Origin of the sequence: Pseudoalteromonas sp. KG3, from assembly GCF_030436385.1 — a bacterium.
GTDB classification, from domain to species: domain Bacteria; phylum Pseudomonadota; class Gammaproteobacteria; order Enterobacterales; family Alteromonadaceae; genus Pseudoalteromonas; species Pseudoalteromonas prydzensis.
Window position 1 is genome coordinate 2,472,304 of sequence record NZ_CP098523.1, and the last position, 24,627, is coordinate 2,496,930.

The 24,627-nt window shown below is 42.8% G+C and carries 22 protein-coding genes, 3 rRNA genes and 1 pseudogene; 9 read left to right on the top strand and 17 right to left on the bottom strand.

Translation table 11 applies throughout. The features are described from left to right. Positions 1-317: 317 nt before the first annotated feature. Both NDQ71_RS11775 and NDQ71_RS11780 read left to right on the top strand, forming a co-directional pair. Positions 318-728, top strand: coding sequence for an MATE family efflux transporter (locus tag NDQ71_RS11775; RefSeq protein ID WP_192542667.1), 411 nt, complete (start codon positions 318-320; stop codon positions 726-728). Between the two features lie 77 nt (positions 729-805). Continuing rightward, the gene (locus tag NDQ71_RS11780) at positions 806-1,750 is read left to right on the top strand and encodes an MATE family efflux transporter (protein ID WP_192542666.1); all 945 of its coding nucleotides are present in this window, start codon (positions 806-808) and stop codon (positions 1,748-1,750) included. 319 nt (positions 1,751-2,069) lie between these two features. Here the strand turns inward: NDQ71_RS11780 and rrf are convergent. The 3 genes from rrf to NDQ71_RS11795 all read right to left on the bottom strand — a co-directional run bounded on the left by rrf (position 2,070) and on the right by NDQ71_RS11795 (position 7,217). Continuing rightward, positions 2,070-2,184, bottom strand: a 5S ribosomal RNA gene (gene rrf, locus NDQ71_RS11785). Between the two features lie 204 nt (positions 2,185-2,388). Further along, positions 2,389-5,377: ribosomal RNA gene (locus tag NDQ71_RS11790) — 23S ribosomal RNA — on the bottom strand. Positions 5,378-5,675: 298 nt separating this feature from the next. Next, a 16S ribosomal RNA gene (locus tag NDQ71_RS11795) occupies positions 5,676-7,217 on the bottom strand. Together the 16S, 23S and 5S rRNA genes form the textbook arrangement of a ribosomal RNA operon. A gap of 589 nt (positions 7,218-7,806) precedes the next feature. Between NDQ71_RS11795 and NDQ71_RS11800 the strand changes: the two genes are divergently transcribed. Next, positions 7,807-8,340 (top strand): gamma carbonic anhydrase family protein, encoded by a 534-nt coding sequence (locus NDQ71_RS11800; RefSeq protein WP_192542984.1) that lies wholly within the window; start codon positions 7,807-7,809, stop codon positions 8,338-8,340. On the opposite strand, the gene NDQ71_RS11805 is transcribed toward NDQ71_RS11800, so the two are convergent. Both NDQ71_RS11805 and aroE read right to left on the bottom strand, forming a co-directional pair. Next, positions 8,337-8,591, bottom strand: coding sequence for a DUF1488 domain-containing protein (locus tag NDQ71_RS11805; RefSeq protein WP_192542983.1), 255 nt, complete (start codon positions 8,589-8,591; stop codon positions 8,337-8,339). The genes NDQ71_RS11800 and NDQ71_RS11805 overlap by 4 nt on opposite strands. Then, positions 8,588-9,412 carry a shikimate dehydrogenase gene (gene aroE, locus NDQ71_RS11810; RefSeq protein ID WP_301561662.1) on the bottom strand — a complete coding sequence of 275 codons (825 nt, stop codon included), beginning with the start codon at positions 9,410-9,412 and terminating at the stop codon, positions 8,588-8,590. The genes NDQ71_RS11805 and aroE overlap by 4 nt, the downstream gene beginning before the upstream one ends. 66 nt (positions 9,413-9,478) lie before the next feature. Here aroE and NDQ71_RS11815 point away from each other — a divergent pair, with 66 nt between their 5' ends. After that, positions 9,479-9,916, top strand: a complete 438-nt coding sequence (locus tag NDQ71_RS11815) for a group II truncated hemoglobin (protein ID WP_192542981.1) — start codon at positions 9,479-9,481, stop codon at positions 9,914-9,916. A gap of 28 nt (positions 9,917-9,944) precedes the next feature. Here NDQ71_RS11815 and hemF read toward each other — a convergent pair whose 3' ends face one another. The 6 genes from hemF to NDQ71_RS11845 form a co-directional block, all read right to left on the bottom strand. Next, the gene (gene hemF / locus NDQ71_RS11820; protein WP_192542980.1) at positions 9,945-10,895 is read right to left on the bottom strand and encodes an oxygen-dependent coproporphyrinogen oxidase; all 951 of its coding nucleotides are present in this window, start codon (positions 10,893-10,895) and stop codon (positions 9,945-9,947) included. Positions 10,896-10,897: 2 nt separating this feature from the next. After that, on the bottom strand, positions 10,898-11,464 hold the full coding sequence (locus NDQ71_RS11825; protein ID WP_192542979.1) for an L-threonylcarbamoyladenylate synthase: 567 nt from the start codon (positions 11,462-11,464) through the stop codon (positions 10,898-10,900). 33 nt (positions 11,465-11,497) lie between these two features. Then, positions 11,498-12,070 (bottom strand): type I DNA topoisomerase, encoded by a 573-nt coding sequence (locus NDQ71_RS11830; RefSeq protein WP_283709769.1) that lies wholly within the window; start codon positions 12,068-12,070, stop codon positions 11,498-11,500. 73 nt (positions 12,071-12,143) lie between these two features. Further along, positions 12,144-12,617, bottom strand: a complete 474-nt coding sequence (locus NDQ71_RS11835; RefSeq protein ID WP_192542977.1) for a DUF494 family protein — start codon at positions 12,615-12,617, stop codon at positions 12,144-12,146. A 31-nt stretch (positions 12,618-12,648) separates the two neighbouring features. Further along, entirely contained in the window at positions 12,649-13,731 is a 1,083-nt protein-coding gene (gene dprA, locus NDQ71_RS11840) for a DNA-processing protein DprA (RefSeq protein ID WP_192542976.1), read from the bottom strand. 29 nt (positions 13,732-13,760) lie between these two features. Then, on the bottom strand, positions 13,761-14,882 hold the full coding sequence (locus NDQ71_RS11845) for a LysM peptidoglycan-binding domain-containing protein (protein WP_192542975.1): 1,122 nt from the start codon (positions 14,880-14,882) through the stop codon (positions 13,761-13,763). Positions 14,883-15,000: 118 nt separating this feature from the next. Between NDQ71_RS11845 and def the strand changes: the two genes are divergently transcribed. From def to NDQ71_RS11870, 5 genes are all read left to right on the top strand, one after another. Next, positions 15,001-15,507 carry a peptide deformylase gene (gene def, locus NDQ71_RS11850; protein ID WP_064668282.1) on the top strand — a complete coding sequence of 169 codons (507 nt, stop codon included), beginning with the start codon at positions 15,001-15,003 and terminating at the stop codon, positions 15,505-15,507. Positions 15,508-15,535: 28 nt separating this feature from the next. Beyond that, positions 15,536-16,489, top strand: a complete 954-nt coding sequence (gene fmt, locus NDQ71_RS11855) for a methionyl-tRNA formyltransferase (RefSeq protein WP_192542974.1) — start codon at positions 15,536-15,538, stop codon at positions 16,487-16,489. Then, entirely contained in the window at positions 16,482-17,771 is a 1,290-nt protein-coding gene (rsmB, locus tag NDQ71_RS11860) for a 16S rRNA (cytosine(967)-C(5))-methyltransferase RsmB (RefSeq protein ID WP_192542973.1), read from the top strand. Before fmt ends, rsmB begins: the two co-directional genes overlap by 8 nt. A gap of 17 nt (positions 17,772-17,788) precedes the next feature. Next, the gene (gene trkA / locus NDQ71_RS11865) at positions 17,789-19,165 is read left to right on the top strand and encodes a Trk system potassium transporter TrkA (RefSeq protein WP_192542972.1); all 1,377 of its coding nucleotides are present in this window, start codon (positions 17,789-17,791) and stop codon (positions 19,163-19,165) included. 195 nt (positions 19,166-19,360) lie between these two features. Next, positions 19,361-21,511, top strand: a complete 2,151-nt coding sequence (locus NDQ71_RS11870) for a TonB-dependent siderophore receptor (RefSeq protein ID WP_301561663.1) — start codon at positions 19,361-19,363, stop codon at positions 21,509-21,511. Positions 21,512-21,583: 72 nt separating this feature from the next. Here NDQ71_RS11870 and NDQ71_RS11875 read toward each other — a convergent pair whose 3' ends face one another. The 6 genes and pseudogenes from NDQ71_RS11875 to NDQ71_RS11900 all read right to left on the bottom strand — a co-directional run bounded on the left by NDQ71_RS11875 (position 21,584) and on the right by NDQ71_RS11900 (position 24,388). Next, positions 21,584-21,799, bottom strand: a complete 216-nt coding sequence (locus NDQ71_RS11875) for an EF-hand domain-containing protein (RefSeq protein ID WP_064668278.1) — start codon at positions 21,797-21,799, stop codon at positions 21,584-21,586. 68 nt (positions 21,800-21,867) lie between these two features. Then, positions 21,868-22,080 (bottom strand): calmodulin, encoded by a 213-nt coding sequence (locus tag NDQ71_RS11880; RefSeq protein ID WP_064668277.1) that lies wholly within the window; start codon positions 22,078-22,080, stop codon positions 21,868-21,870. 484 nt (positions 22,081-22,564) lie between these two features. Continuing rightward, entirely contained in the window at positions 22,565-23,035 is a 471-nt protein-coding gene (locus NDQ71_RS11885; protein ID WP_192541294.1) for an OsmC family protein, read from the bottom strand. Positions 23,036-23,062: 27 nt separating this feature from the next. After that, positions 23,063-23,644 (bottom strand): annotated as a pseudogene (locus tag NDQ71_RS11890) (DUF998 domain-containing protein). 169 nt (positions 23,645-23,813) lie between these two features. After that, entirely contained in the window at positions 23,814-24,026 is a 213-nt protein-coding gene (locus NDQ71_RS11895; RefSeq protein WP_192541293.1) for an EF-hand domain-containing protein, read from the bottom strand. A 149-nt stretch (positions 24,027-24,175) separates the two neighbouring features. After that, positions 24,176-24,388, bottom strand: coding sequence for a calmodulin (locus tag NDQ71_RS11900; RefSeq protein WP_192541292.1), 213 nt, complete (start codon positions 24,386-24,388; stop codon positions 24,176-24,178). Positions 24,389-24,627: the final 239 nt, after the last annotated feature.

Consider the following 24,627-nt stretch of genomic DNA (forward strand, 5'->3'; position numbering starts at 1 on the left):
CCGATTAAATATCTTTATATATCAAAGATAAAACAGCATTATCGCGATTTGTTAAAACTTCCACAATTTTTTATAACGATAATATTGGATACAATACTTTGGTCGAATCTAAAACTTAGCTAGAGTAGAAAATAAACTTAATCGCTTACCAATGTCCGTGCTAATTTTACCGTTAGCAAAAACCCACAATCATCAAACTTGAGCTAAACGCACAATAAAAAGTATCGTCTTAATTGTTTTGATTTGTCGATTGTGTGCTTACTCATGCGACTACTAAGTAGAGATCTATTGTCATTTAAATTCAGGAAAGTTAAACAATGCAAGGACAAAATCTAACAACAGGCCCTATTCCAAAGCAGTTATGGTCTTTGGCATGGCCTATGATGCTCTCAATGTTTTTTCACTCGCTCTACAACTTAGTGGACGCATTTTGGGTTGCGAAAATTTCAGCTTCCGCCATTGCCGCGGTATCAATTTCACAAATAATTTTATTTATTATGATCAGCTTGGCAATGGGCATCTCTGTTGGCACTTCTGTCTTAGTTGGGCAAAATATTGGCGCAAAAAAAATAGCCGTCGCAGAGCGAGTACTTGGTCAAGGCTTTCTATTAACCATTATTGCGGCACTACTTTTTACCATAATCATTTTTAGCTTCAGTAATGAGTTTCTGATTATTTCAGGCGCAGTTGGTGACAATTACCGCTCGCAACCCCCTACTTCACAGTAATTACTGCGGGATCGATACTGACATTTTTAATGATGATGATCTCGATTTCTTATAATGCCCAAGGTGATAACTTCACCATGACTAAACTCTTCGCCCTATCTACTATGATTAATATGGTGCTTGATCCCATTTTTATTTTTGGTTTTGCTGGCTTCCCAGCATTGGGTATTGTTGGTGCCGCGTATGCAACCTTGATCTCTCAAGCTGTTTTTATTGTGTTAGCCTTAAGGTTGTTGATGAAACCCAGCATGATGGTGCCACTACACCTAAAGTATCTACAGCTAAATTGGTCCTCGGTAAAAAAAGTCATCGATATTGGATTACCTGCCTCGCTCAACCAAGTGCTGAATCCGCTAGGTTTTTCTGCATTAATGTTTCTTGTTTCTGCTACTTTTTTAGAAGCGGGAGCCGCCGCATTTGCCATCGGTTTTAGAATAGAGTTTTTTGCTTTCATTCCCGCAATTGGCTTTGGTTTTGCTGCAATGTCGATGATTGGACAAAATATCGGAGCAGGTAATCATGATAGAGTTCGCGCAGTTTTAAATGTGTCTGTATGGTATGGCTCAGGCTCTGCCTTGCTGTTCAGTTTACTCGTGTTAATTTTTGCTCCTTATATTGTAGCCATTTTCACAGCCGATCCGCTTGTCACAGAATATGCCCTGCAATATTTTCGCATCGTGCCATTAGGCTATCTCTTTTTTGCCGTTGCTTTCATTGAAGCCAGTATTTTTCAAGGTATAGGAAAGTCATGGCCAGGTTTTTGGATTACATTTGCAAGAATTGGCATTGCTCTCGCCATTAGCTTTATTACCATTAACATATTTGAGTTAGAAATTTGGACTGTTTGGATAGCTATCGTTGCTGGTAGTGTCATTGCTTCTTTATTTGGGCTGCTATGGCTTAAACGTGCACTCACATCGGCACAACAAGAAGCGCAACAAGCAGATAGAAGCTTAGGCACCGAGGAAGCAATTACCATAACAAAGCTAAGAGCTGATGATAATGCCATTCCTAGTGAGTGAATGGCTTTATCCAATTCGCTTATACCAATCGTATTAAGTTGTTTGCGGGTTTGCGAGTTTGCGGGTTTGCGGGTTTGCGGGTTTGCGGGTTTGCGGGTTTGCGGGTTTGCGGGTTTGCGGGTTTGCGGGTTTGCGGGTTTGCGGGTTTGCGGGTTTGCGGGTTTGCGGGTTTGCGGGTTTGCGGGTTTTGTCAGAATGAATTTTTAAACACGGTAGTCAAGTACTTCGTCTCTTTACTCTCGCTAACTTTCCCCTAGCTAACTAAGCAATAAACGTAAAAAAGCCGATTCATTTCTGAAGCGGCTTTCTTTAATTTGGAGCCTGGCGATGTCCTACTTTCACATAACAAATGCTACACTATCATCGGCGCTGTTTCGTTTCACTACTGAGTTCGGCATGGGGTCAGGTGGGTCCAAAACGCTATTGTCACCAAGCAAATTTGGTGTAAGTTCGATTTAATCAAACTTACTAAAATTTGGAATTTCTGATAATAAAAAGTCTTCAGTAATCTACTTTAGTTCTATTAACTTCTGCGCTTAAACTATCACATAAAAATCTGTCTGGAACAGATTTTAACGCACGTAGTGCGGCTTTAATAATTTACATGGACGTAAATTATAAAACGCGTTTGGCGTTGTATGGTTAAGCCTCACGGGTAATTAGTACAAGTTAGCTTAACATATCACTATGCTTCCACATCTTGCCTATCAACGTTGTAGTCTTCAACGGCCCTTCAGAGACTTTAAAAGTCTAGTGAGAACTCATCTCGAGGCCTGCTTCGCGCTTAGATGCTTTCAGCGCTTATCAGTTCCGAACGTAGCTACCGGGCAATGCCATTGGCATGACAACCCGAACACCAGCGGTTCGTTCACTCCGGTCCTCTCGTACTAGGAGCAACCCCTCTCAATTCTCAAACGCCCACGGCAGATAGGGACCGAACTGTCTCACGACGTTCTAAACCCAGCTCGCGTACCACTTTAAATGGCGAACAGCCATACCCTTGGGACCGACTTCAGCCCCAGGATGTGATGAGCCGACATCGAGGTGCCAAACACCGCCGTCGATATGAACTCTTGGGCGGTATCAGCCTGTTATCCCCGGAGTACCTTTTATCCGTTGAGCGATGGCCCTTCCATTCAGAACCACCGGATCACTATGACCTACTTTCGTACCTGCTCGACGTGTCTGTCTCGCAGTTAAGCTGGCTTCTACCATTACACTAACCGTACGATGTCCGACCGTACTTAGCCAACCTTCGTGCTCCTCCGTTACTCTTTGGGAGGAGACCGCCCCAGTCAAACTACCCACCAGGCACTGTCCGTAACCCCGATTCAGGGGCCAACGTTAGAACATCAAAACTACAAGGGTGGTATTTCAAGGACGACTCCACAAAAACTAGCGTCTCTGCTTCTTAGTCTCCCACCTATCCTACACATGTAGGTTCAATGTTCAGTGCCAAGCTGTAGTAAAGGTTCACGGGGTCTTTCCGTCTAGCCGCGGGTACACAGCATCTTCACTGCGATTTCAATTTCACTGAGTCTCGGGTGGAGACAGCGTGGCCATGGTTACACCATTCGTGCAGGTCGGAACTTACCCGACAAGGAATTTCGCTACCTTAGGACCGTTATAGTTACGGCCGCCGTTTACCGGGGCTTCGATCAAGAGCTTCGTCCGAAAACTAACCCCATCAATTAACCTTCCGGCACCGGGCAGGTGTCACACCGTATACGTCATCTTGCGATTTTGCACAGTGCTGTGTTTTTAATAAACAGTCCCAGCCACCTGGTCACTGCGGCTCCCGTCCGCTTAGAGAGCAAGTCTCATCACAGATAGGAGCGTACCTTCTCCCGAAGTTACGGTACGATTTTGCCTAGTTCCTTCACCCGAGTTCTCTCAAGCGCCTTAGTATTCTCTACCTGACCACCTGTGTCGGTTTGGGGTACGATTCGGTATAATCTGAAGCTTAGAGGCTTTTCCTGGAAGTATGGCATCAGCAACTTCATCACCTTAGTGACTCGTCTCGTGTCTCAGCCTAACAGCAACCCGGATTTACCTAAGTCGCTAGCCTACTCACTTTCACATGGACTACCAACGCCATGCTTGCTTAGCCTGCTCCGTCCCCCCATCGCAATTATACCAAGTACGGAAATATTAATCCGTTTCCCATCGACTACGCCTTTCGGCCTCGCCTTAGGGGTCGACTTACCCTACCCTGATTAACATGGGATAGGAACCCTTGGTCTTCCGGCGTGCGGGTTTTTCACCCGCATTATCGTTACTCATGTCAGCATTCGCACTTCTGATACCTCCAGCATACCTCCCGGTACACCTTCAACGGCTTACAGAACGCTCCCCTACCACTTGAGCATACCCCGAAACTATCTTTTATCATCACCGACTCACGTTCGGGTGACGCTTGAACGTTGTGCGCTTCGCGCTGTCAACGTTAATCAAAATAGCTTGGGTGGTATGCTCAAATCCGCAGCTTCGGTGCATAGTTTAGCCCCGTTACATCTTCCGCGCAGACCGACTCGACCAGTGAGCTATTACGCTTTCTTTAAAGGATGGCTGCTTCTAAGCCAACCTCCTGGCTGTCTGGGCCTTTCCACATCGTTTCCCACTTAACTATGACTTTGGGACCTTAGCTGGCGGTCTGGGTTGTTTCCCTCTTCACGACGGACGTTAGCACCCGCCGTGTGTCTCCCGGATAGTACTTTACGGTATTCGGAGTTTGCAAAGGGTTGGTAAGTCGGGATGACCCCCTAGCCTTAACAGTGCTCTACCCCCGTAAGTATTCGTCCGAGGCTCTACCTAAATAGATTTCGGGGAGAACCAGCTATCTCCCGGTTTGATTAGCCTTTCACTCCTAGCCACAGGTCATCCCCTAACTTTTCAACGTTAGTGGGTTCGGTCCTCCAGTTGATGTTACTCAACCTTCAACCTGCCCATGGCTAGATCACCGGGTTTCGGGTCTATACCTTGCAACTATTCGCCCAGTTAAGACTCGGTTTCCCTACGGCTACCCTAATCGGTTAACCTCGCTACAAAATATAAGTCGCTGACCCATTATACAAAAGGTACGCAGTCACAGAACAAGTCTGCTCCTACTGCTTGTACGTACACGGTTTCAGGTTCTATTTCACTCCCCTCACAGGGGTTCTTTTCGCCTTTCCCTCACGGTACTGGTTCACTATCGGTCAGTTGGGAGTATTTAGCCTTAGATGATGGTCCACCTATATTCAGTCAAAGTTTCACGTGCTCCGACCTACTCGATTTCACTTAAAATGTCTTTTCATGTACGGGACTATCACCCTGTATCGTGGCACTTTCCAGAGCCTTCCATTAACACATAATAAGCTTAAGGGCTGTTCCGGTTTCGCTCGCCGCTACTTCCGGAATCTCGGTTGATTTCTTTTCCTACGGGTACTTAGATGTTTCAGTTCTCCGCGTTCGCCTCGTTAACCTATGTATTCAGTTAACGATACCTGCAAGCAGGTGGGTTTCCCCATTCGGAAATCCTAGTCTCAAGTGCTTTTTACTAGCTTGACTAGGCTTATCGCAAGTTAATACGTCCTTCATCGCCTCCAACTGCCAAGGCATCCACCGTGTACGCTTAGTCACTTAACCATACAACCCAAACGGGTCTTTGTTTTGTCACAGTTTAACTTCGCCAGAAGTTAATATTGAATACTAAAGTAGATACCAATCAATCAACTCCTAAGAGTTAACTAAATGGCACTGAATGATACTGCTATCATTCTTTTTTACTTTTGAAAACTCTGTACAAATACAAATGTATTCATACGAATTTTATTATCAGCTTTTCCAAATTTTTAAAGAGCATATTAATTAGTTAAACCCAATGGGCAAAACTAACTAACAATCATCTGTGTGGACACTACGAACAAATAAGTTCTAAATCGTATAAGGAGGTGATCCAGCCCCAGGTTCCCCTAGGGCTACCTTGTTACGACTTCACCCCAGTCATGAATCACTCCGTGGTAAACGTCCTCCCGAGGGTTAGACTATCTACTTCTGGAGCAACCCACTCCCATGGTGTGACGGGCGGTGTGTACAAGGCCCGGGAACGTATTCACCGCGTCATTCTGATACGCGATTACTAGCGATTCCGACTTCATGGAGTCGAGTTGCAGACTCCAATCCGGACTACGACGCACTTTAAGTGATTCGCTTACTCTCGCGAGTTCGCAGCACTCTGTATGCGCCATTGTAGCACGTGTGTAGCCCTACACGTAAGGGCCATGATGACTTGACGTCGTCCCCACCTTCCTCCGGTTTATCACCGGCAGTCTCCTTAGAGTTCTCAGCATTACCTGCTAGCAACTAAGGATAGGGGTTGCGCTCGTTGCGGGACTTAACCCAACATCTCACAACACGAGCTGACGACAGCCATGCAGCACCTGTATCAGAGTTCCCGAAGGCACCAAACTATCTCTAGTAAGTTCTCTGTATGTCAAGTGTAGGTAAGGTTCTTCGCGTTGCATCGAATTAAACCACATGCTCCACCGCTTGTGCGGGCCCCCGTCAATTCATTTGAGTTTTAACCTTGCGGCCGTACTCCCCAGGCGGTCTACTTAATGCGTTAGCTTTGAAAAACAAGTCCGAGGACCCGAGCTTCTAGTAGACATCGTTTACGGCGTGGACTACCAGGGTATCTAATCCTGTTTGCTCCCCACGCTTTCGTACATGAGCGTCAGTGTTGACCCAGGTGGCTGCCTTCGCCATCGGTATTCCTTCAGATCTCTACGCATTTCACCGCTACACCTGAAATTCTACCACCCTCTATCACACTCTAGTTTGCCAGTTCGAAATGCAGTTCCCAGGTTGAGCCCGGGGCTTTCACATCTCGCTTAACAAACCGCCTGCGTACGCTTTACGCCCAGTAATTCCGATTAACGCTCGCACCCTCCGTATTACCGCGGCTGCTGGCACGGAGTTAGCCGGTGCTTCTTCTGTAAGTAACGTCACAGCTAAGCTCTATTAAAACTTAACCTTTCCTCCTTACTGAAAGTGCTTTACAACCCGAAGGCCTTCTTCACACACGCGGCATGGCTGCATCAGGCTTGCGCCCATTGTGCAATATTCCCCACTGCTGCCTCCCGTAGGAGTCTGGGCCGTGTCTCAGTCCCAGTGTGGCTGATCATCCTCTCAAACCAGCTAGGGATCGTCGCCTTGGTAAGCCATTACCTTACCAACTAGCTAATCCCACTTGGGCTAATCTTTTGGCGTGAGGCCCGAAGGTCCCCCACTTTGGTCCGTAGACATCATGCGGTATTAGCAGTCGTTTCCAACTGTTGTCCCCCACCAAAAGGCATATTCCCAAGCATTACTCACCCGTCCGCCGCTCGTCAGCAAAGTAGCAAGCTACTCTCTGTTACCGCTCGACTTGCATGTGTTAGGCCTGCCGCCAGCGTTCAATCTGAGCCATGATCAAACTCTTCAATTAAAAGTTTTTTCTGTCCCGAAGGACATGCTCAATGAATTCTGAATTATTTGTTTTTGTTGCCAAAAACGAATTGACTGTGCTGCAATAAATAAATTTATTGCTGTTGGTCACTCAGTTCAATTGAGACTCTAAATTTGTTTGCGTCATCTAGCGAACTAGAATCGGCTGTTAGAACTCAATCTGTACGAGTGCCCACACAGATGATTGCTTTATATTGTTAAAGAACGTTGCGATTAAAGTTAAACTTTATCTCGCTAGGGCTGCGCATATTACGCTTTCCTATTTTTTTGTCAACACTTAAATTTAAACTTTCTAAAAAAGCTAAATCAAGTTTTACTCGACTTACTAAGTAGCTCATGCCTCGCAATGCGTTGCGCTCTGCCGTCTCAGTGGGGTCGCATTATAGGGCGCGGCGGATTTTACGCAAGCGTTTTTTAAAGAAAACTTCAAATAAAGTGCTGTTCGCCTGTTTTACGAGCTAAAGGCATCAAAAGTGATAGTTTTCTGAGCAAACGCTTTGCCTCTGGCCATTTTATAGGCTCTGCTGATACACTCAGGATTACTTACTCCAATATTTTTAGGTGCTCGAATGACAATCCGTTCATATAAAGGAATGACTCCTACCTTTAATCAATCAGTCTATGTTGATGAGTCTGCCGTTTTAGTCGGTAATATTACTTTGGGAGACAACAGTAGTGTATGGCCTCTAGTTGCTGCCCGTGGTGATGTTAACTATATACAAATTGGAGAGCGGACAAATATACAAGATGGCAGCGTATTGCATCTAACTCGCGCCAGTAAAAGTAATCCCGATGGCTACCCATTAATTATTGGTGATGATGTCACCGTAGGACATAAAGTAATGCTACATGGTTGTCGCCTGGGGAACCGTATACTAGTAGGTATGGGTGCCATTGTAATGGATAACGCTATTGTTGAGGATGATGTGATTATTGGCGGTGGCTCATTAGTGCCACCAAATAAACGTTTAGAGTCTGGCTACCTTTATGTTGGTAGCCCTGTAAAGCAAGCACGCCCTTTAACAGAGCAAGAGCTTGGCTTTTTAAAAATATCAGCAACTAATTATGTTGAACTTAAAGATGAATATTTAGCTGAAGATTAATTTAGTACAGTAACGATAATTTGTCCTGCCGAGTTATACGCTTCATCTTCGATTTGTTGCTCGGCAAGTTCTTCATAATCAAAACGCCATAATTCAAAGTGTTGCTTTGCTGCGGCACTATCTGAAATAGCTAAGCTTTGCGTATCAATAATGCATTCCACCATTAAACCGTTCACTTGCGCGTAAAAGGTTAAAAGCTGAGCTTGCGCATTAAACTCCATGCGATCTATAAATTGAATCGCTTGGTTCATTTCAGCCCTCCTGATTTTAATGCTTTAACTACTGGCAGTATTTCAGGCATTTTATTGCGCCATACAAAATAAGCTTGTGCAGCTTGACCAACTAGCATGCCGCTACCATCTAATAGTTTAATATCTGCTTTATAATCCTGTGCCCATTGCATAAACAGCGTGTTTTGCTGTGCGTAAAACATATCATAAACGTAATTACAGCTATCTAAGTGCTGCTGTTTTAGTGCTGGTAACTCTCCGAGCATACTGCTAGATGTAGAGTTTATGATTAGTGAGTAATCACTTGCAGGCAAGTCATCAAATCCGAAGCCTGTCACTTCGCCATATTGTGCAAACAGCTGAGCTAATGCTTTTGCTTTTGCCGCTGTGCGGTTAACTATAATTATTTCAAGGGGTTGTTGCGCCAACAAAGGGAGTACAACACCACGCGCAGCACCACCAGCACCGATAAGTAAAACTCTTTGATCTTTTATAGTCACGTTATTTGCAAGTAAATCATTCACAAAGCCAATACCATCGGTGTTATCACCCAATAAACGGCCATCGTCTAATAACTTTATTGTATTCACAGCCCCTGCAATGGTTGCCAATTCGGTGCGCTCAGCAACGAGATCAAATGCTTGCTCTTTAAATGGCACGGTTACATTAGCGCCTTTACCGCCGCTTGCAAAAAACTCAGACAGCGCTTTTTCAAACTCATCAATCGGTGCTAATATTGCGCTGTATTCAATTTGTTCACCTAGTGAGGTTGCAAATTGCGTATGTATCGCGGGTGATTTTGAGTGTTTAATGGGATTTCCAAAAACCGCATATTTGTCCATATTTGAGCAACCTCTTTGTGCAGTAATCTACCTTGTAAATTACGGCTTATTAACGATGATAAAATTATGATTAGACGACTTTTCTCAAAATCGAAACCAGCTGAACCACAACAAGCCCCAACGCCAGAAAAAACCCCCTACCAGATGATGGGTGGCGAACAAGGTGCGCGTGCTCTATCTGATAGATTCTACGACATAATGGCAACAGATGAATACGCTAAACCGTTATATGATATGCATCCTCAACCATTAGATCGTATACGCCAAGTATTTTTTGAGTTTTTATCCGGTTGGTTAGGCGGCCCAGACCTGTTTGTAGAAAAGCACGGCCACCCAATGTTACGAAAGCGCCATATGCCATTCCCGATTAATCAGGACTTACGCGATCAATGGATGCATTGTATGAATAAAGCATTGGATGCTGAAATTGATAACCCATTACTGCGTGAAGGGCTGCGGAAATCACTGGCACAATTAGCCAGCCACATGATCAACCAGCATTAAAAAGGCGCATTATGCGCCTTTTCATTATTTATAATTGCCACTGTCTGGCTATTAATTCACTTGGTTTACTGGTTAACCACGCTTGAGGACGTAAGTAATATTGATATAGCTGTGCTTCGGGGCTATCAGGTGCAGGAACATAATTATATTCCCAGCGGGCCAGTGGCGGCATCGACATTAAAATAGATTCAGTTCGGCCACCTGTTTGCAGGCCAAACAAGGTACCTCTATCCCAAACCAAATTAAACTCGACATAACGGCCACGGCGATATAACTGAAAGTCACGCTGTTGTTGGCTGTACTCGTCATTTTTACGTCGCTCAACGATAGGTAGGTAGGCATCTAAAAAGCCATTTCCTACCGCTTGCATAAAGGCAAAGCTCTTTTCAAATCCGTGTTCGTTCAAGTCATCAAAGAATAAACCGCCGACACCACGGGTTTCGTTGCGGTGTTTGATATAAAAATACTCATCACACCATTTTTTATAATTAGGATAAACGTCATCGCCAAACGGCACACAAAGATCATGAGCAGCCTGGTGCCAATGTTTAACATCATCAAAAACAGGGTAAAACGGTGTTAAATCAAAACCTCCACCAAACCACCAAATTGGCTCTTCACCAGCTTTTTCTGCAATGAAGAAGCGTACATTGGCATGGCTGGTCGGTATATGTGGATTTTTTGGATGAATAACCAAAGAGACACCACAGGCATGAAAACTGCGTCCTGCAAGTTCTGGGCGGTGCGCTGTTGCTGACGCAGGCATTGAAGCACCAAAAACATGAGAATAATTAACCCCACCTTGCTCTATGACATTGCCATCACGAATTACTCGAGTACGACCTCCGCCACCCTCTGCACGTTGCCAACTGTCTTCCACAAATTGCGCTTCGCCGTCAGCTTGCTCTAAGCCTTGGCAAATTGTATCTTGCAGAGCCATAAGGTAGGTTTTTACTTGCTCTAGTAAATTACTGTGCATGTTTATCCTCTAAATACTTTGCCTGTCATGGCATCTTTAATGGTGCTTGGCTGAGTGTTACCACCGAGCGCTTCATCAACATAAAACGCCACTTGCTGGCCAAACTCTGTTTTTGCCATTGCAATACTGGTTACAGTATCTTGGCCTGATAAGTTCGCACTGGTAGATACAAGCGGCTTACCAAATTGTTGGCATAACTGCTTTACTGTTGGGTGATTAGTAACGCGTACAGCAATTGTATCAAACTGACCTGTTAACCATTTTGGCGTGTTTTTAGCAGCTGGCATAACCCAGGTTATGGCACCTGGCCACTGTGAGAAAATATCAGCGCGCTTATCCATAGGGATTTTTGCGTCATCAACGTATTTTAATAATTGACCGTAATTATCAGCAATTAAAATGAGACCTTTTTCTACTGGGCGTTGTTTTATTGCCAACAAGCGCTCAACCGCTTGTTGATTATCTGGGTCGCAACCTAAACCATAAACGGCCTCGGTTGGATAAACAATAACGCCACCTTGCTCTAACGCAGCAACGGCCGTGACAGGAACTGAGGTTGAATCAGTCACAAAAAATCTCCAATACTAAAAATAAGCGGGTAATTATTGATCGACAGTAAGTTTATGCGAACAACTTTTCTGCGGGCATTGTAACACAACACGATTAGTCATTTGTTTTTGCATCATCACCGGCCACTGACATGCAGGGCAACTATGTACAACGGGTTTGAAGTTCAACGTATATTTGCAGCTTGGGTAGCTGTTACATGAATAAAAGGTTTTACCAAATTTATTGCTACGTGAGACCAACTGGCCTTTTTTACACTTAGGGCAAGCTGGCAGGGTCTCCTCATTAGGCTCGGGCTCATCATGGGCAATATAATGACAATTAGGATAATCAGTACAGCCAATAAACATGCCGTAACGACCGTTTTTAACCACCAATGGATTGCCACACTCTGGGCATGGACTATCCTCTAGCACTTTAATTTGATGATTATCATGCTGGGCAAGCGAGCGAATAAAGTCACATTTAGGGTAACTTGCACAACCAAGGAAAGGACCTGACTTACTATTACGAATTACAAGCTCTGACCCACATTGCGGGCAGACTTCGTATTCTTTTTCTAAGGCATGTTGGTTTGCAGAGAAAAGCGATTGGTCGATTTTACTCATGTGTTTCCTAAGCAGCTGGCTAATTTTCGCCTAATATACCCAAACTAATTAAAGATACAAGCGCAGCAGAGGCTTAATGTAGTACCTCTGCTGGTTCATCAAAAATCAGTTCTTCCATTTGTGCATAAGCCTGCTCTGAACCTGGCACATTAAACAACACCATGAGTACCACCCATTTTAAATCATCAAGTGATATATAAGGCTTATCTAACGCGAACAAACGGTCCATTACCATCTCACGGGTGGCGCTATTGATCACTCCGACTTGCTCAACAAACATCAAAAAGCCACGACACTCAGTGCTGAGCATCTGACATTCACTGTCAGTAAAAATGCGAACTGCATGCTGTGGATGGGCATTTAAATAGGGGAATTCATCGCTATGCTGTAAATCAGCAAGCTGCTCCAGCCAATCAAGTGCTTTGTATATTTCTGGCTTATTAAAGCCAGCCCTTAGTAACTCATCAGCGAGTTCATTGTGCTCAACAAAGACTTCAGCTTCGCTGTGAATATAGTTTTCAAATAAATACATGAGGATGTCGAACATATTATTTTCCTCCAAACTAGTACACTAACGCTTATCGAATTCTAATATAGCCATCTAATACACGCTCTACTCTATCTTCTAGTTCAAGATCAAGCAAACGAGCTTGCACTTTATCTATTGACCACTGGCTACGCTGAGCAATTAAATCCACTGCAGTCACTTCATAACCCACACTGTTGAGTACTTGGCAGGCAGCTTCGTCAACTGTGAGCTCTTCTATATTATATAGACTGTTTTCACAAAAAAAGCTCACTTCATCGAGAATATCGCTGACATTTTCAACCAGTTTTGCACCTTGTTTAATTAAAAAGTGACTGGCTTCGGAGAGTGGGTTTTTTATTGAACCTGGTACAGCAAACACTTCTTTATTTTGCTCCAACGCATAGCGCACAGTGATAAGCGAGCCACTTTTAATTTGCGCCTCGACAATCAAAACCCCCAGCGATAAACCAGATATTATTCGGTTGCGCCGTGGGAAGTTATTGGCGTTAGCAGCGGTGCCGGGCAAAAACTCACTGACCAATAGCCCCCGCTCACAAACTTGAGCATTAAGTAGTTTGTGTCGTTTAGGATAATCAACATCCACACCGGTCCCTAACACAGCAAGGGTATTGCCACTGCCTGCCAACGCCCCCTTGTGAGCGGCACCATCTATACCAAGTGCCATCCCAGAAGTAACAGTGAGACCAGCCAGCGTCAATTGATGAGCGAATTCAGCTGCAATTTCCAGCCCGATGGGCGTCGCATTACGACTGCCAACAATCGCAATTTGCGGGCTTGCTAATAACTCCACGTTACCACGACAAAACAATAATAAGGGCGCGCTGGCAATTTCTTTCAATAAAGGCGGATACAGAGGATCAAAGTAATTAATTGCGATTATTTGTGCTTGTTTGATTAAATCTTGGTAATGGTCAACCTGCTGCCAATCAGTGGCCAATAAATTGCTGGCAACCTGCGGGTTTAAACCACATTCGATGAGTTGCTGATGAGTTAACTTAAATAAACTATCAAGCGGCTGCTTTTGCGCTAACGCGAGCAGGGTTTTCACCCCTAATCCTTTACATAAATAAAAGGCAAGCCAATGACTTAGCTTTCCTGATGAATCTTTCATGCTCCCTCCTTAGAGCACTCAAACCTGATTTAATTTATAACTGCAAAATCACCGACTCGGATTGGGTGCTGGTTTTTTACGATTAAAGCGTAGCTAACGTTGTTATAAACTTTAAATACCATTAACTCACCGACTTTCTCTTTTGGCATATGCCACACTTGCGTATCTTCATCTGGTTCTGCGCCAAAAAATTCGTTGGTATTTGTCACTAGTTTTTCCAGACTATTTGAATCTTCTTTATAACGCGGACCATTGCGACCATCAAAAACCGTTGGTGATTGACGCTCAATGTCCAAAATGTGGCCTTCTTCAATTGCCTGCTTTGACCCTAAGTTTAGCACTACAATGTCCATCGTGCTGAATTCTCGCAAACCACTGACTGATGCTATGATTGTTCCTTCTACTGGTTGCTTAGGACGGTGGATATTAAAATAAGCAGGTAATAACTGACCATCCAGTGCAGGCATTAAAAAATCAGCCGGTTTAATTTCTTGTTTTACCTGTTCAAGTTTAACTGAAGCAGGCACTCCGTTTGCAACATCACCCTTCCTAAATACTCGGCCTACAGCCACCAACTGCGTATTATTAGCGAGCACTTCATTGGTGTTTGGATCAATAAACTCTTGGCCTTTACGATAAATGGCGTACGATTCGTAAAGCTCTAAATCACCTTTAACGTAAACAATATGCCCTTCGGTGTTCATTTTAGTATTAACATTAGCACCTAGAATATACGGTTTCTCAGCAATTTCTTTTGCATCAATTGCCTGCTCGTAGGTCAGGTAAGGACGTAATAATTCAAGTGGCAACGTCGGCACCGCATTTTTACCTTTTGGTGTAATACGACCATGTGGAGAAAGCTTTTTATAGCCAGAATTAACCACCAAACGCGGATTACCATGCTCATCATAAATCAAAGATAACGCATCACCTGGGTAAATCAGGTGTGGATTGTTAATTTGCGGGTTCATTTGCCAAAGCTCAGGCCATTGCCACGGCTGTTCCAAATATACCCCTGAAATATCCCATAACGTATCGCCTTTTTTTACAACGTATTGTTTAGGCGCATCTTTTTTTATTGTTAATACATCAGCTAACGATGGAAAAGTAACACTTAATGCCAACATTGCCGCGAATAATGGGTATCTCATTGAGCTTCCTTGTGGTGTTTTTTCATTATTATCAACCAAAACCTGTTAAAGGTGAACGCGAATGGCTAAAATAAGAGCATACAATACCCTAAATTAAGCACAAGTGAAAAAGGTTACTATGGCTAGGTTAGAAGTTTTAAGATTTCCAGATGAGCGTTTACGTACTATAGCAAAAGAAGTCACACAAGTTGACGATCAAGTTCGCCAAATTGTAAAAGACATGCTGGAAACTATGTATGATGAAAACGGCATTGGATTAGCTGCCACACAAGTTGATATTCATCAACGAATTGTGGTCATTGATGTCTCTGAAGAACGTAATGAGCCATTAGTGCTGATCAATCCTACTATCACTAAACAAGATGGCAATACGGTTAGTGAAGAAGGCTGTTTATCAGTACCTCACTCATATGCAAAAGTTGACCGTGCAGAAACCGTCACTGTTACCGCACTAAACGAACAAGGCGAAGAGTTCAGTTTAGATGCCGATGAGTTATTAGCAATTTGTATTCAACACGAATTAGATCACTTACAAGGCAAATTATTTATCGATTATTTATCGCCACTCAAGCGCCAACGTATTCGTAAAAAGCTTGAAAAAGAAGCTAAGTTAGCAGCGCAATAAGTACCTTAGTAAATAATTAGGAATTTCAGTGACACAACCATTACGCATTATTTTTGCCGGTACGCCCGATTTTGCTGCGCGCCATTTACAGGCTCTAATTGATTCTGAGCATCAAATAGTTGGTGTTTACAGCCAACCTGATCGCCCCGCTGGTCGCGGTAAAAAACTCAAAGCCAGTGAAGTAAAAGAACTTGCTTTACAGCACGAGTTACCCGTTTTCCAACCCGCTTCATTAAAAAGTGACGACGCACTTAGCGAATTAAGCAGTTTAAATGCCGATATCATGATTGTGGTCGCCTATGGCCTATTATTGCCTAAAGCTATTTTAGAGGCGCCACGGCTTGGTTGTTTGAATGTACATGGTTCAATTTTACCACGCTGGCGTGGCGCTGCACCGATTCAACGCGCTATCTGGGCGGGCGATGAAGAGACCGGCGTCACTATCATGCAAATGGATGAAGGCTTAGATACCGGCGATATGTTACACATCAGCCGCTGCCCTATTGATGCCGCTGAGACCAGCGCTAGTTTATACACTAAGCTTGCCGATTTAGGCCCGGGTGCATTAATCGACACCATTGCTAAACTAGCCAATGGCGAAATTACCCCGCAAGTACAAAATGACGAACTTGCCAATTACGCTAAAAAACTATCGAAAGACGAAGCAAATATTGATTGGTCGATGGACGCGGCGCAAATAGAGCGCAATATCCGCTCATTCAATCCTTGGCCAGTGTGCTTTACACAAATGGGCGACAACACGGTTAAAATCTATCAAGCCAATGTTGTTGAACAACAAGGTAACGCCGGTACTGTGCTACAAAGTGATAAACACGGTATTGTGATTGCCTGCGGGACTAACTCACTGAATATCACTCAACTACAGCCACAAGGCAAAAAGCCAATGGCCGTTACAGACTTTTTAAATGGTCGAGCAGACTGGGTAACCCCTGGCACACTAATAGGCGAACACAATGAGTAATGTCAGGGCGCTGGCCGCCGAAACTTTATATAACGTGGTTGATAAAGGCTCGTCACTCAATCAAGAGCTACCGTTTGCAAGCCAAGGTTTATCGCCTAAAGATAAAGCCCTTTTACAACAAATTTGCTATGGCGTATTGCGTTATTTACCAAGTTTAGATAACTATTGCCAACACTTAGTTGAGCAACCGCTTAAAGGCAAGCGCCGTATTTTCCAGTTCTTGCTGTATGTTGGTATTTACCAACTACAACATATGCGGGTTCCACCGCATGCTGCCATTAGCGAAACCGTTAATGCCTTAGAACAATTGCGTGCGTTGGGTTTAAAAGGTTTGATCAACGCTATTTTACGTAGTTTTCAACGCCAACAAGCAGAGCTAGAAGAACAAGCCAAGCAAATACCGGTGTGTTTATACAACCATCCAAACTGGTTTATCAAACAAGTAACAGAAGCTTATCCTGATTCTTGGCAAGCACTGCTAGAAGCCAATCAGCAACAAGCACCCATGTGGTTGCGAGTTAATCAGGCGCAATATAGCACCGCTGAATATAGCGAAATGCTCACGGCTAATGACATTGAACATACGCTAAACTCTGATTTTCCAGACGGTATTAAATTAGATAAGCCACGTGATGTATTCTCGTTGCCAGAATTCGACAGCGGCGCATGCTCAGTACAAGATGCCGCAGCGCAACTTGCAGCACGCTTTTTAGAGCCAAAAGCCGACGAGCATATTTTAGATGCCTGCGCAGCACCTGGCGGTAAAACGTGTCATATTTTAGAGCTCGCAGATGCCGATGTACTGGCATTGGATAGTGATGCCACTCGCCTTGAACGCGTTAAGCAAAACTTGGTACGTATTGGTTTAGGTGCCGATTTACAATGTGCCGATGCGTCACAGCCACATAAATGGTGGGATGAGCGTCAGTTTGATCGTATATTACTAGATGTGCCCTGCTCAGCAACGGGTGTAATTCGTCGTCATCCAGATATAAAATGGCTACGTCGTGCGTCTGATATTAATGATCTAGCGACATTGCAAGGCGATATTTTAAATAGCATTTGGCCGTTATTAAAACCAGGCGGCACGCTAATTTATGCAACCTGCTCAGTATTGCCGCAAGAAAACCAGCTGCAAGTAGCTAAGTTTTTAGCAAATAATAACGATGTTGAACATATTCCGCTTCATGATAACGATACCCCAAGCAACCCTGGACTGCAGTTGCTGCCAGGCGAGAGTGACGGATTTTATTATGCCAAGCTTGTAAAAACACACTCATAAGAAGCTTTTAGTAAACCATGAAAATAATCATACTCGGTGCAGGGCAAGTAGGCGGTACACTCGCTGAAAATCTGGTAGGTGAACAAAACGAAATCACAGTTGTAGATATTGATGGCAACCGATTACGTGAGTTACAAGATAAATACGATCTACAGGGAGTTAGAGGTCACAGTGCTCACCCTGATGTATTACGCCGCGCCGGTGCGGAAGACGCCGATATGATCATCGCAGTGACCAGTTCAGATGAAGTGAACATGGTCGCTTGCCAAGTCGCTTATAGTATTTTTAATACACCCACTAAAATTGCCCGAATTCGCTCAGAGCAATACTTAAAGTACCGCGAAAAGCTCTTTCAAAACGATGATTTACCTGTTGATCACTACATTGCACCAGAGCAATTAGTGACTAAGTATATTCGTCGTTTGATTGATTATCCCGGCGCATTACAAGTATTGGAATTCGGTGATGGTATGCTCTCACTGGTGGCCGTTAAAGCCTACTACGGCGGCTTACTGGTAGGTTATGCACTATCCGCATTAAAAGAGCACATACCCAACGTTGAAACCCGCGTTGCTGCGATTTATCGCCAAGGTAAAGCCATCAAGCCGCTAGGTACCACAGTCATTGAAGCAGATGATGAAGTCTTTTTCCTTGCGGCCACCAAACATATTCGCGCTGTAATGAACGAACTACAAAAACTAGAACGTTCATACAAAAAAATTATGATTGCAGGTGGCGGTAACATCGGTGCTGGGCTTGCTCGCTCCCTTGAGAGAAACCACAGTGTAAAATTACTTGAACGTAATAAAGAACGCGCCGAACAACTATCGGAAGTACTTGATAATACGGTAGTATTTTATGGTGATGCGTCAGATCAAGAGTTGCTATCAGAAGAGCACATTGAACAAGTTGATGTATTCATTGCCGTTACCAATGATGATGAAGCAAATATTATGTCTGCCATGCTGGCCAAACGCATGGGTGCGCAAAAAACCATGGTACTTATTCAGCGCGGTGCATATGTTGACTTAGTGCAAGGTGGCGAAATTGATATTGCCATTTCACCACAACAAGCGACCATTTCAGCCTTGTTAACACATGTTCGCCGTGGCGATATTGTTAATGTGTATTCATTGCGTAAAGGCGCAGCAGAAGCCATTGAAGCGGTGGCCCATGGCGACGAACACACCTCAAAAGTTGTCGGCCGGGCAATTGCTGATATTAAGCTGCCTGCAGGTACCACTATTGGCGCGATTGTTCGTAACGATGATGTACTCATTGCTCACGATGATACGGTTATTCACTCGGGCGACCACGTTATTATGTTTTTGATCGATAAAAAACATATTAATGTCGTTGAAAAACTATTCCAAGTTAGCGCTATCTTTTTATAAAAGCCACTACTCACCTTTCGGAACAAAGTTAAAGTATCGAAAGGTGCACCCCTAAACATGCAAATGAAAATAAATCTCAAAAGCATTTACTTTCGTACCTAAATCCATTACCCTGCTGCTGTTTGATAATCAAGCAGCAACTCTTTCTGTGAAAAGTTAATTTCACCTTATTTAACATTAAATGGATTTCCTCAGATGATGCACCCAGCTTTAAACACCCCTCTTTGTACTCTATATTGCAGCGTTATTAGCATTCTTTTGTGCGGACTCTCGGCTAATGCACATGCCGAAACAAAAACAGACATTGAAAAACTCACCGTGGTTGGCGAGCAAAATAGCGGCTATAAAGTCAGCTCAATGAGCTCAGCGACGGGGTTAGATTTGTCCCATCTACAAACCCCGCAATCGGTTATCGCTATCACCAGTGAATTTATGGCCGATCAACAATTAAATAGCGCTATTGAAGCCATCACCAGCGTAACCGGCATCAACGCCAGAGAAGCCGACAACGGTAAATATTCAATTTCAGCCCGAGGGATTAGCGTTACCAGTATTTTATATGATGGCATAGCAACAACTTATGATACCCGATTTAATTACGGCGATAACTTAACAGATACTGCTATTTATGAGCGAATTGAAGTTGTTCGCGGTGCCACAGGGTTAATGCTCGGTGCAGGTAATCCATCAGCAGCAATTAACTTAATACGTAAGCGCCCTACCGTACAAAACCAAGTAAAATTCACTGCATCCGTGGGATCTTGGCAGAATTATCGCGGTCTTGTTGATGTATCGGGTAGTTTAAATAGCAGTGAAACAGTGCGTGCCCGTGCCGTACTCGCCTATCAAGATCAGCAATCATATCAAGATAGGTTCAGCCAAGAAAAAACCACGTTATACGGTATTGTTGAAGCTGATTTAACCGATAACACGCTATTAACGGTGGCTATTGATAACCAAAAAACAACGCCTAAAGGCACGATGTCTGGTGGTTTGCCTATTTTTTATAGCGATGGCAGCCGTACTAACTATGACCGAGAAACTTCAACAGCGCCTAGTTGGTCATCATCAACAACCGACGCCCTCAATAGCTTTATAAAGATTGAACACTACTTCAATGCAAACTGGCAGCTCAGTGCTAGCTATATATATGGTAACAACGAGTTGGAATACGATGTATTTTGGGCAACTGGCCACCCTGACGCACAAACCAATATAGGTATGACACCAGGTTCATTAAACTTTATCGATGCCAAGCGGATTCAGCGCACCTACGAGATAGAGCTTACCGGTAGATTTAACTGGTTAGGTCAAAGCCACCAAGCCATGTTTGGTTACAATAGCCAAGAGCAAGATTTTGCAACCCCCTACTTCCCGGGGCAAGAAAAGGCAGAAATCATCGGCGATTTTACAGCCCCAAATTATGACTACCCAAAACCAACTTGGCAAGCTACCCCCGCCTTTGGCTCTTATGGCACAACAGAGCAAAATGCTTTGTACTTTGCTTCACAACTTAATCTAACAAATTCACTTTCATTAGTTTTAGGAAGCCGATTAAATCAATGGCAAACAAACCAAGATAACTTTGGCAGCCAACATGATTATAAATTAGATAACGAGCTGACCAATTATTTAGGTGCTACTTATAGCTTGGCAGATAATTGGGCACTTTATGCTAACTACACCGATATATTTACCCCGCAAAGCCGCGTCGATAAAAATGGGAATTACCTTGACCCAATTCAAGGTCAGAATTATGAGCTGGGTATCAAGGGCTCATTATTGGACGAGCGTTTAGACATTGCACTATCGGGGTTTGAAATTCAGCAAGACAATGTGGGCGAATATACTGGCGAAACAATTCCAGACACTCTTCAGGCAATTTATCAACCAATTGATGGTACTCTCACCCAAGGGCTTGAGTTTGAACTTAATGGTGCATTTACTGATAGTTGGAACGGTTATTTTGGCTACACTTATAGCGAAGGTGAAACGCCCGAAGGTGACAATCTCAATACTACAAACCCAAAAAATCAATTTAAGTTATTTACCACTTATAAATTAGATCACCTCGTAACAGGGTTGAAAGTCGGTGGCGGTTATCGCTGGCAAAGTCGCAGCTATGATGAAGTAAAAAACCCAGTACACGGTCAAGTTGAAGTAGAGCAATCAAGTTATGGCATCGCAAGCCTTATGAGTAGTTATCAAATTAACTCTCAAATGTCTGTTAGCGTAAATATAGATAACTTATTTGATAAAACCTATTACAACCAAATTGGTTTTTATAACCAATATCGCTACGGCACCCCGCGAAAATTCTCCCTGCAGTTTGACTACAGCTTATAACCATTCAAGTTAACCAAAAAAAAGCAGCTTAACTAAGCTGCTTTTTTGTGTAGGAGTGTTATTTCTATCAGTTTATTGTACTTTGGCAAACTCTTCTTTTGACAATTCACCGTTGCTATCAGTATCTAAATCAGAGAAGATTTCAACTAATTGTGCATTTACTGATGCTTCTTTTTGGCTGATAACGCCATCGCCATCTGTATCAAAAGTATCGAAGCTAACTGCTGCAAACGCAGTTGATGAAGCCGCTAGGGCAATAATTGCAAGTGCTGTATTAATGTGTTTCATAGTGTTATTCCTAATAATTTAAAATAAGAGAAATCCTTTTCAGAGATCCCTGTTTGTGGAAACTGAAATTACGCTTTTGAAAATTCTTCTTTTGATAACTCACCGTTTTGGTCAGTATCAAGCTCTGCAAACTGGCTCATCAGCTTAGCATCAACGGCCGCTTCACTTTGGCTTATAGTGCCACTACCATCAACGTCTAACGTATCAAAATCAGTGCCAGCGAATGCAGCAGAAGAAGATGCTAATGCGATAAGTGCTAATGTTTTATTTAATGTGTTCATAATAAATCTTCCTTCAAAGTTTATGGTGGTGAACGTTGTAGTGATAATCACCTTTTCGTTCAATACAACTAGAGTATTACAACTTCGATGCCAACATTTAATTAACCTTACAAATCAATGATTTATACTTATTTATTGGTGGTTTTTTGAAATTTTTGCGACTTTACTTGTTGCAATTTAGCAACGCAGATTTCATGAGGATTAATAAACACATTAAAATCAAATAGTTAAAATTAATTAAAATGACACATAAACAGCTGTACTAGCAAAAACAATTGAATTTTCTACCCCAGCGACCCAAACCACAACTGAACAGCAAATTTAGTTAATAAAAAATAAATATTTTTTAATTTATAACCAATTGAAAGATAATAAAAATAAAATAAAATTCGCGAAACAAATAAGAAAAGCAGGCTTTTTTATTTAAAAAGTGGGGATTGTTGCCATTATGCGAAAACAATAGCAACGATATGACAGGAGTTAGTTAAGGCTGGACAATTTCAATCACAATAGCGGTTTTCACTGAATTGGCGATAAAACACAATTCATGAGCCTGATGATGCATGGCCTCCAAATCCACTATGCTAAGTTGCTCATTATTAGCAAATTGCACACAGGGTTTTAAAGTGACTTGCGTCATCGACATGCGGCCATCATTAGTGTGCTGCATTACACCAACTGCGTCATCCTGATAGCTATCAACCGTAAGTTTATTTTTCGCCGCAATAGATAAAAAGAACAACATATGACAACTGGATAGTGAAGCAATAAACGCCTCTTCTGGATCAACATTTGCCGCAACTGAATAAGGTAATGGTACGATATCAGGTGAAGACGATGCAGCAATAGTTGCTCCACCATCAAATTGCCACTGGTGAGCGCGGCTATATTTATTATCGATAAACAACTCATTTGCTTGGCGAGACCAGACAACACTTGCTACATACTCAGACATTAAGTACCTCCTACTAAAAAACGAGAATTAAATCACTAACGAAAATACGCTTAACCATAGTAATTGCACACCATAGGCAAGCCGTTGATACAAGCCGGCATTAGCTTGTTGCTTAAAAGCACTTGCCAACAAAATTACAAGATAGCCGGTAATACACACACAAAATTGAAAAAAGCCGAAATGAAATACTAGTATATGAACTTACAGCAACAAGAATTGGCGCAATAAGTAAAGACATCAGCATTACCAAGCCAGCCCAAGAGTGAATTCGACAACTCAAAGTCGGTGTTTTGGTTTGAGGATCCGCATCCATAGGGTAATAACCGGCAACCCACGTACTTACACCATGAATAATGACAAGAAAACCAACCAATGTAATTAATACTGGGGTATTTTTCAGTTGCAAGACATACCAGCCAAACAAGCAAAACAATAAACCAAGTGGGTAGTTATTAATAATAGGAGAGAGTTTTTCTGTAGGACTACCAGCAGCTCCGAGCTCGCTGCAAAACTGTTTTGTATGGCTATAAGCTTGCCAGCGGTATACACCCCAACAACAATCCAGACACTGGCAATAAATGCACCGTATAAGCCAAAGTAACTTAACATAATCAACGTCCATCCTTGAATCAAGAACTTGATAGTAAGCTGATTTAGTTAAACTGTAAATTGCTGCCAAATTATACCAACAGAAAAAAAGCAGCCTGGGGGTGGTGGCTGCTTTTGAACGTAATCAATGTAAAATCCTTTTCGAGATTCCTTGTGCGCGAAGGTTGAATTACGCGTTTGAAAACTCTTCTTTTGATAACTCACCGTTACCATCAGTATCAAGTTCAGTAAACTTGCTCATAAGCTCTGCATCAGCAGACGCTTCGCTTTGGCTGATTGTGCCACTGCCATCAACATCCAAGGTATCGAAGTCTGTTGCAGCAAATGCTGCTGAAGAAGATGCAAGTGCGATTAGTGCTAATGTTTTATTTAATGTGTTCATAATTAATATTCCTTCAATGTACTATCAAAAAATTGGTTTCAATACTGGTTTTCAATGTGAGTAAAGATCTTCCTTGTTATCCTTTATCATAGGGTCCTTTCCTACTTAGGTTGTCTTTGGCAACTCAGGATAAACTCTGTATTAAGTTATTAAGCTTTTGAAAATTCTTCTTTTGAAAGTTCACCGTTGCCGTCAGTATCAAGCTCTGCAAATTTGCTCATTAGCTCTGCATCTACTGATGCTTCGCTTTGGCTGATTGCGCCGTTGCCATCAACATCTAATGTGTCAAAGTCAGTACCAGCAAATGCTGCTGATGAAGATGCTAATGCGATAAGTGCTAATGTTTTATTTAATGTGTTCATAATTAATATTCCTTCAATGTTTATGGTTTCGAACGTTAGTGGTAATCACCATTTCGTTCTGTACAACTAGACTATTACAACTTCAGTGCCACAATTTAAAACACATTAAAAATCATAAAGTTAAAATTAAATTTGAGTTTTTATTGAATATTTTTACTATTTTTTGTTGCTATTTAGCAACACGCAATGTGTTATAAAAGTTTTATCATTTAAAATCAAAAAGTTATAAAAAACAAAAA

Excerpts from the sequence above, each read along its gene's own strand:
- NDQ71_RS11775 (WP_192542667.1), top strand. The coding sequence starts at position 318 with ATGCAAGGACAAAATCTAACAACAGGCCCTATTCCAAAGCAGTTATGG.
- NDQ71_RS11780 (WP_192542666.1), top strand. The coding sequence starts at position 806 with ATGACTAAACTCTTCGCCCTATCTACTATGATTAATATGGTGCTTGAT.
- NDQ71_RS11800 (WP_192542984.1), top strand. The coding sequence starts at position 7,807 with ATGACAATCCGTTCATATAAAGGAATGACTCCTACCTTTAATCAATCA.
- NDQ71_RS11805 (WP_192542983.1), bottom strand. The coding sequence starts at position 8,591 with ATGAACCAAGCGATTCAATTTATAGATCGCATGGAGTTTAATGCGCAA.
- aroE (WP_301561662.1), bottom strand. The coding sequence starts at position 9,412 with ATGGACAAATATGCGGTTTTTGGAAATCCCATTAAACACTCAAAATCA.
- NDQ71_RS11815 (WP_192542981.1), top strand. The coding sequence starts at position 9,479 with ATGATTAGACGACTTTTCTCAAAATCGAAACCAGCTGAACCACAACAA.
- hemF (WP_192542980.1), bottom strand. The coding sequence starts at position 10,895 with ATGCACAGTAATTTACTAGAGCAAGTAAAAACCTACCTTATGGCTCTG.
- NDQ71_RS11830 (WP_283709769.1), bottom strand. The coding sequence starts at position 12,070 with ATGAGTAAAATCGACCAATCGCTTTTCTCTGCAAACCAACATGCCTTA.
- NDQ71_RS11835 (WP_192542977.1), bottom strand. The coding sequence starts at position 12,617 with ATGTTCGACATCCTCATGTATTTATTTGAAAACTATATTCACAGCGAA.
- dprA (WP_192542976.1), bottom strand. The coding sequence starts at position 13,731 with ATGAAAGATTCATCAGGAAAGCTAAGTCATTGGCTTGCCTTTTATTTA.
- NDQ71_RS11845 (WP_192542975.1), bottom strand. The coding sequence starts at position 14,882 with ATGAGATACCCATTATTCGCGGCAATGTTGGCATTAAGTGTTACTTTT.
- def (WP_064668282.1), top strand. The coding sequence starts at position 15,001 with ATGGCTAGGTTAGAAGTTTTAAGATTTCCAGATGAGCGTTTACGTACT.
- rsmB (WP_192542973.1), top strand. The coding sequence starts at position 16,482 with ATGAGTAATGTCAGGGCGCTGGCCGCCGAAACTTTATATAACGTGGTT.
- trkA (WP_192542972.1), top strand. The coding sequence starts at position 17,789 with ATGAAAATAATCATACTCGGTGCAGGGCAAGTAGGCGGTACACTCGCT.
- NDQ71_RS11870 (WP_301561663.1), top strand. The coding sequence starts at position 19,361 with ATGATGCACCCAGCTTTAAACACCCCTCTTTGTACTCTATATTGCAGC.
- NDQ71_RS11875 (WP_064668278.1), bottom strand. The coding sequence starts at position 21,799 with ATGAAACACATTAATACAGCACTTGCAATTATTGCCCTAGCGGCTTCA.
- NDQ71_RS11880 (WP_064668277.1), bottom strand. The coding sequence starts at position 22,080 with ATGAACACATTAAATAAAACATTAGCACTTATCGCATTAGCATCTTCT.
- NDQ71_RS11885 (WP_192541294.1), bottom strand. The coding sequence starts at position 23,035 with ATGTCTGAGTATGTAGCAAGTGTTGTCTGGTCTCGCCAAGCAAATGAG.
- NDQ71_RS11895 (WP_192541293.1), bottom strand. The coding sequence starts at position 24,026 with ATGAACACATTAAATAAAACATTAGCACTAATCGCACTTGCATCTTCT.
- NDQ71_RS11900 (WP_192541292.1), bottom strand. The coding sequence starts at position 24,388 with ATGAACACATTAAATAAAACATTAGCACTTATCGCATTAGCATCTTCA.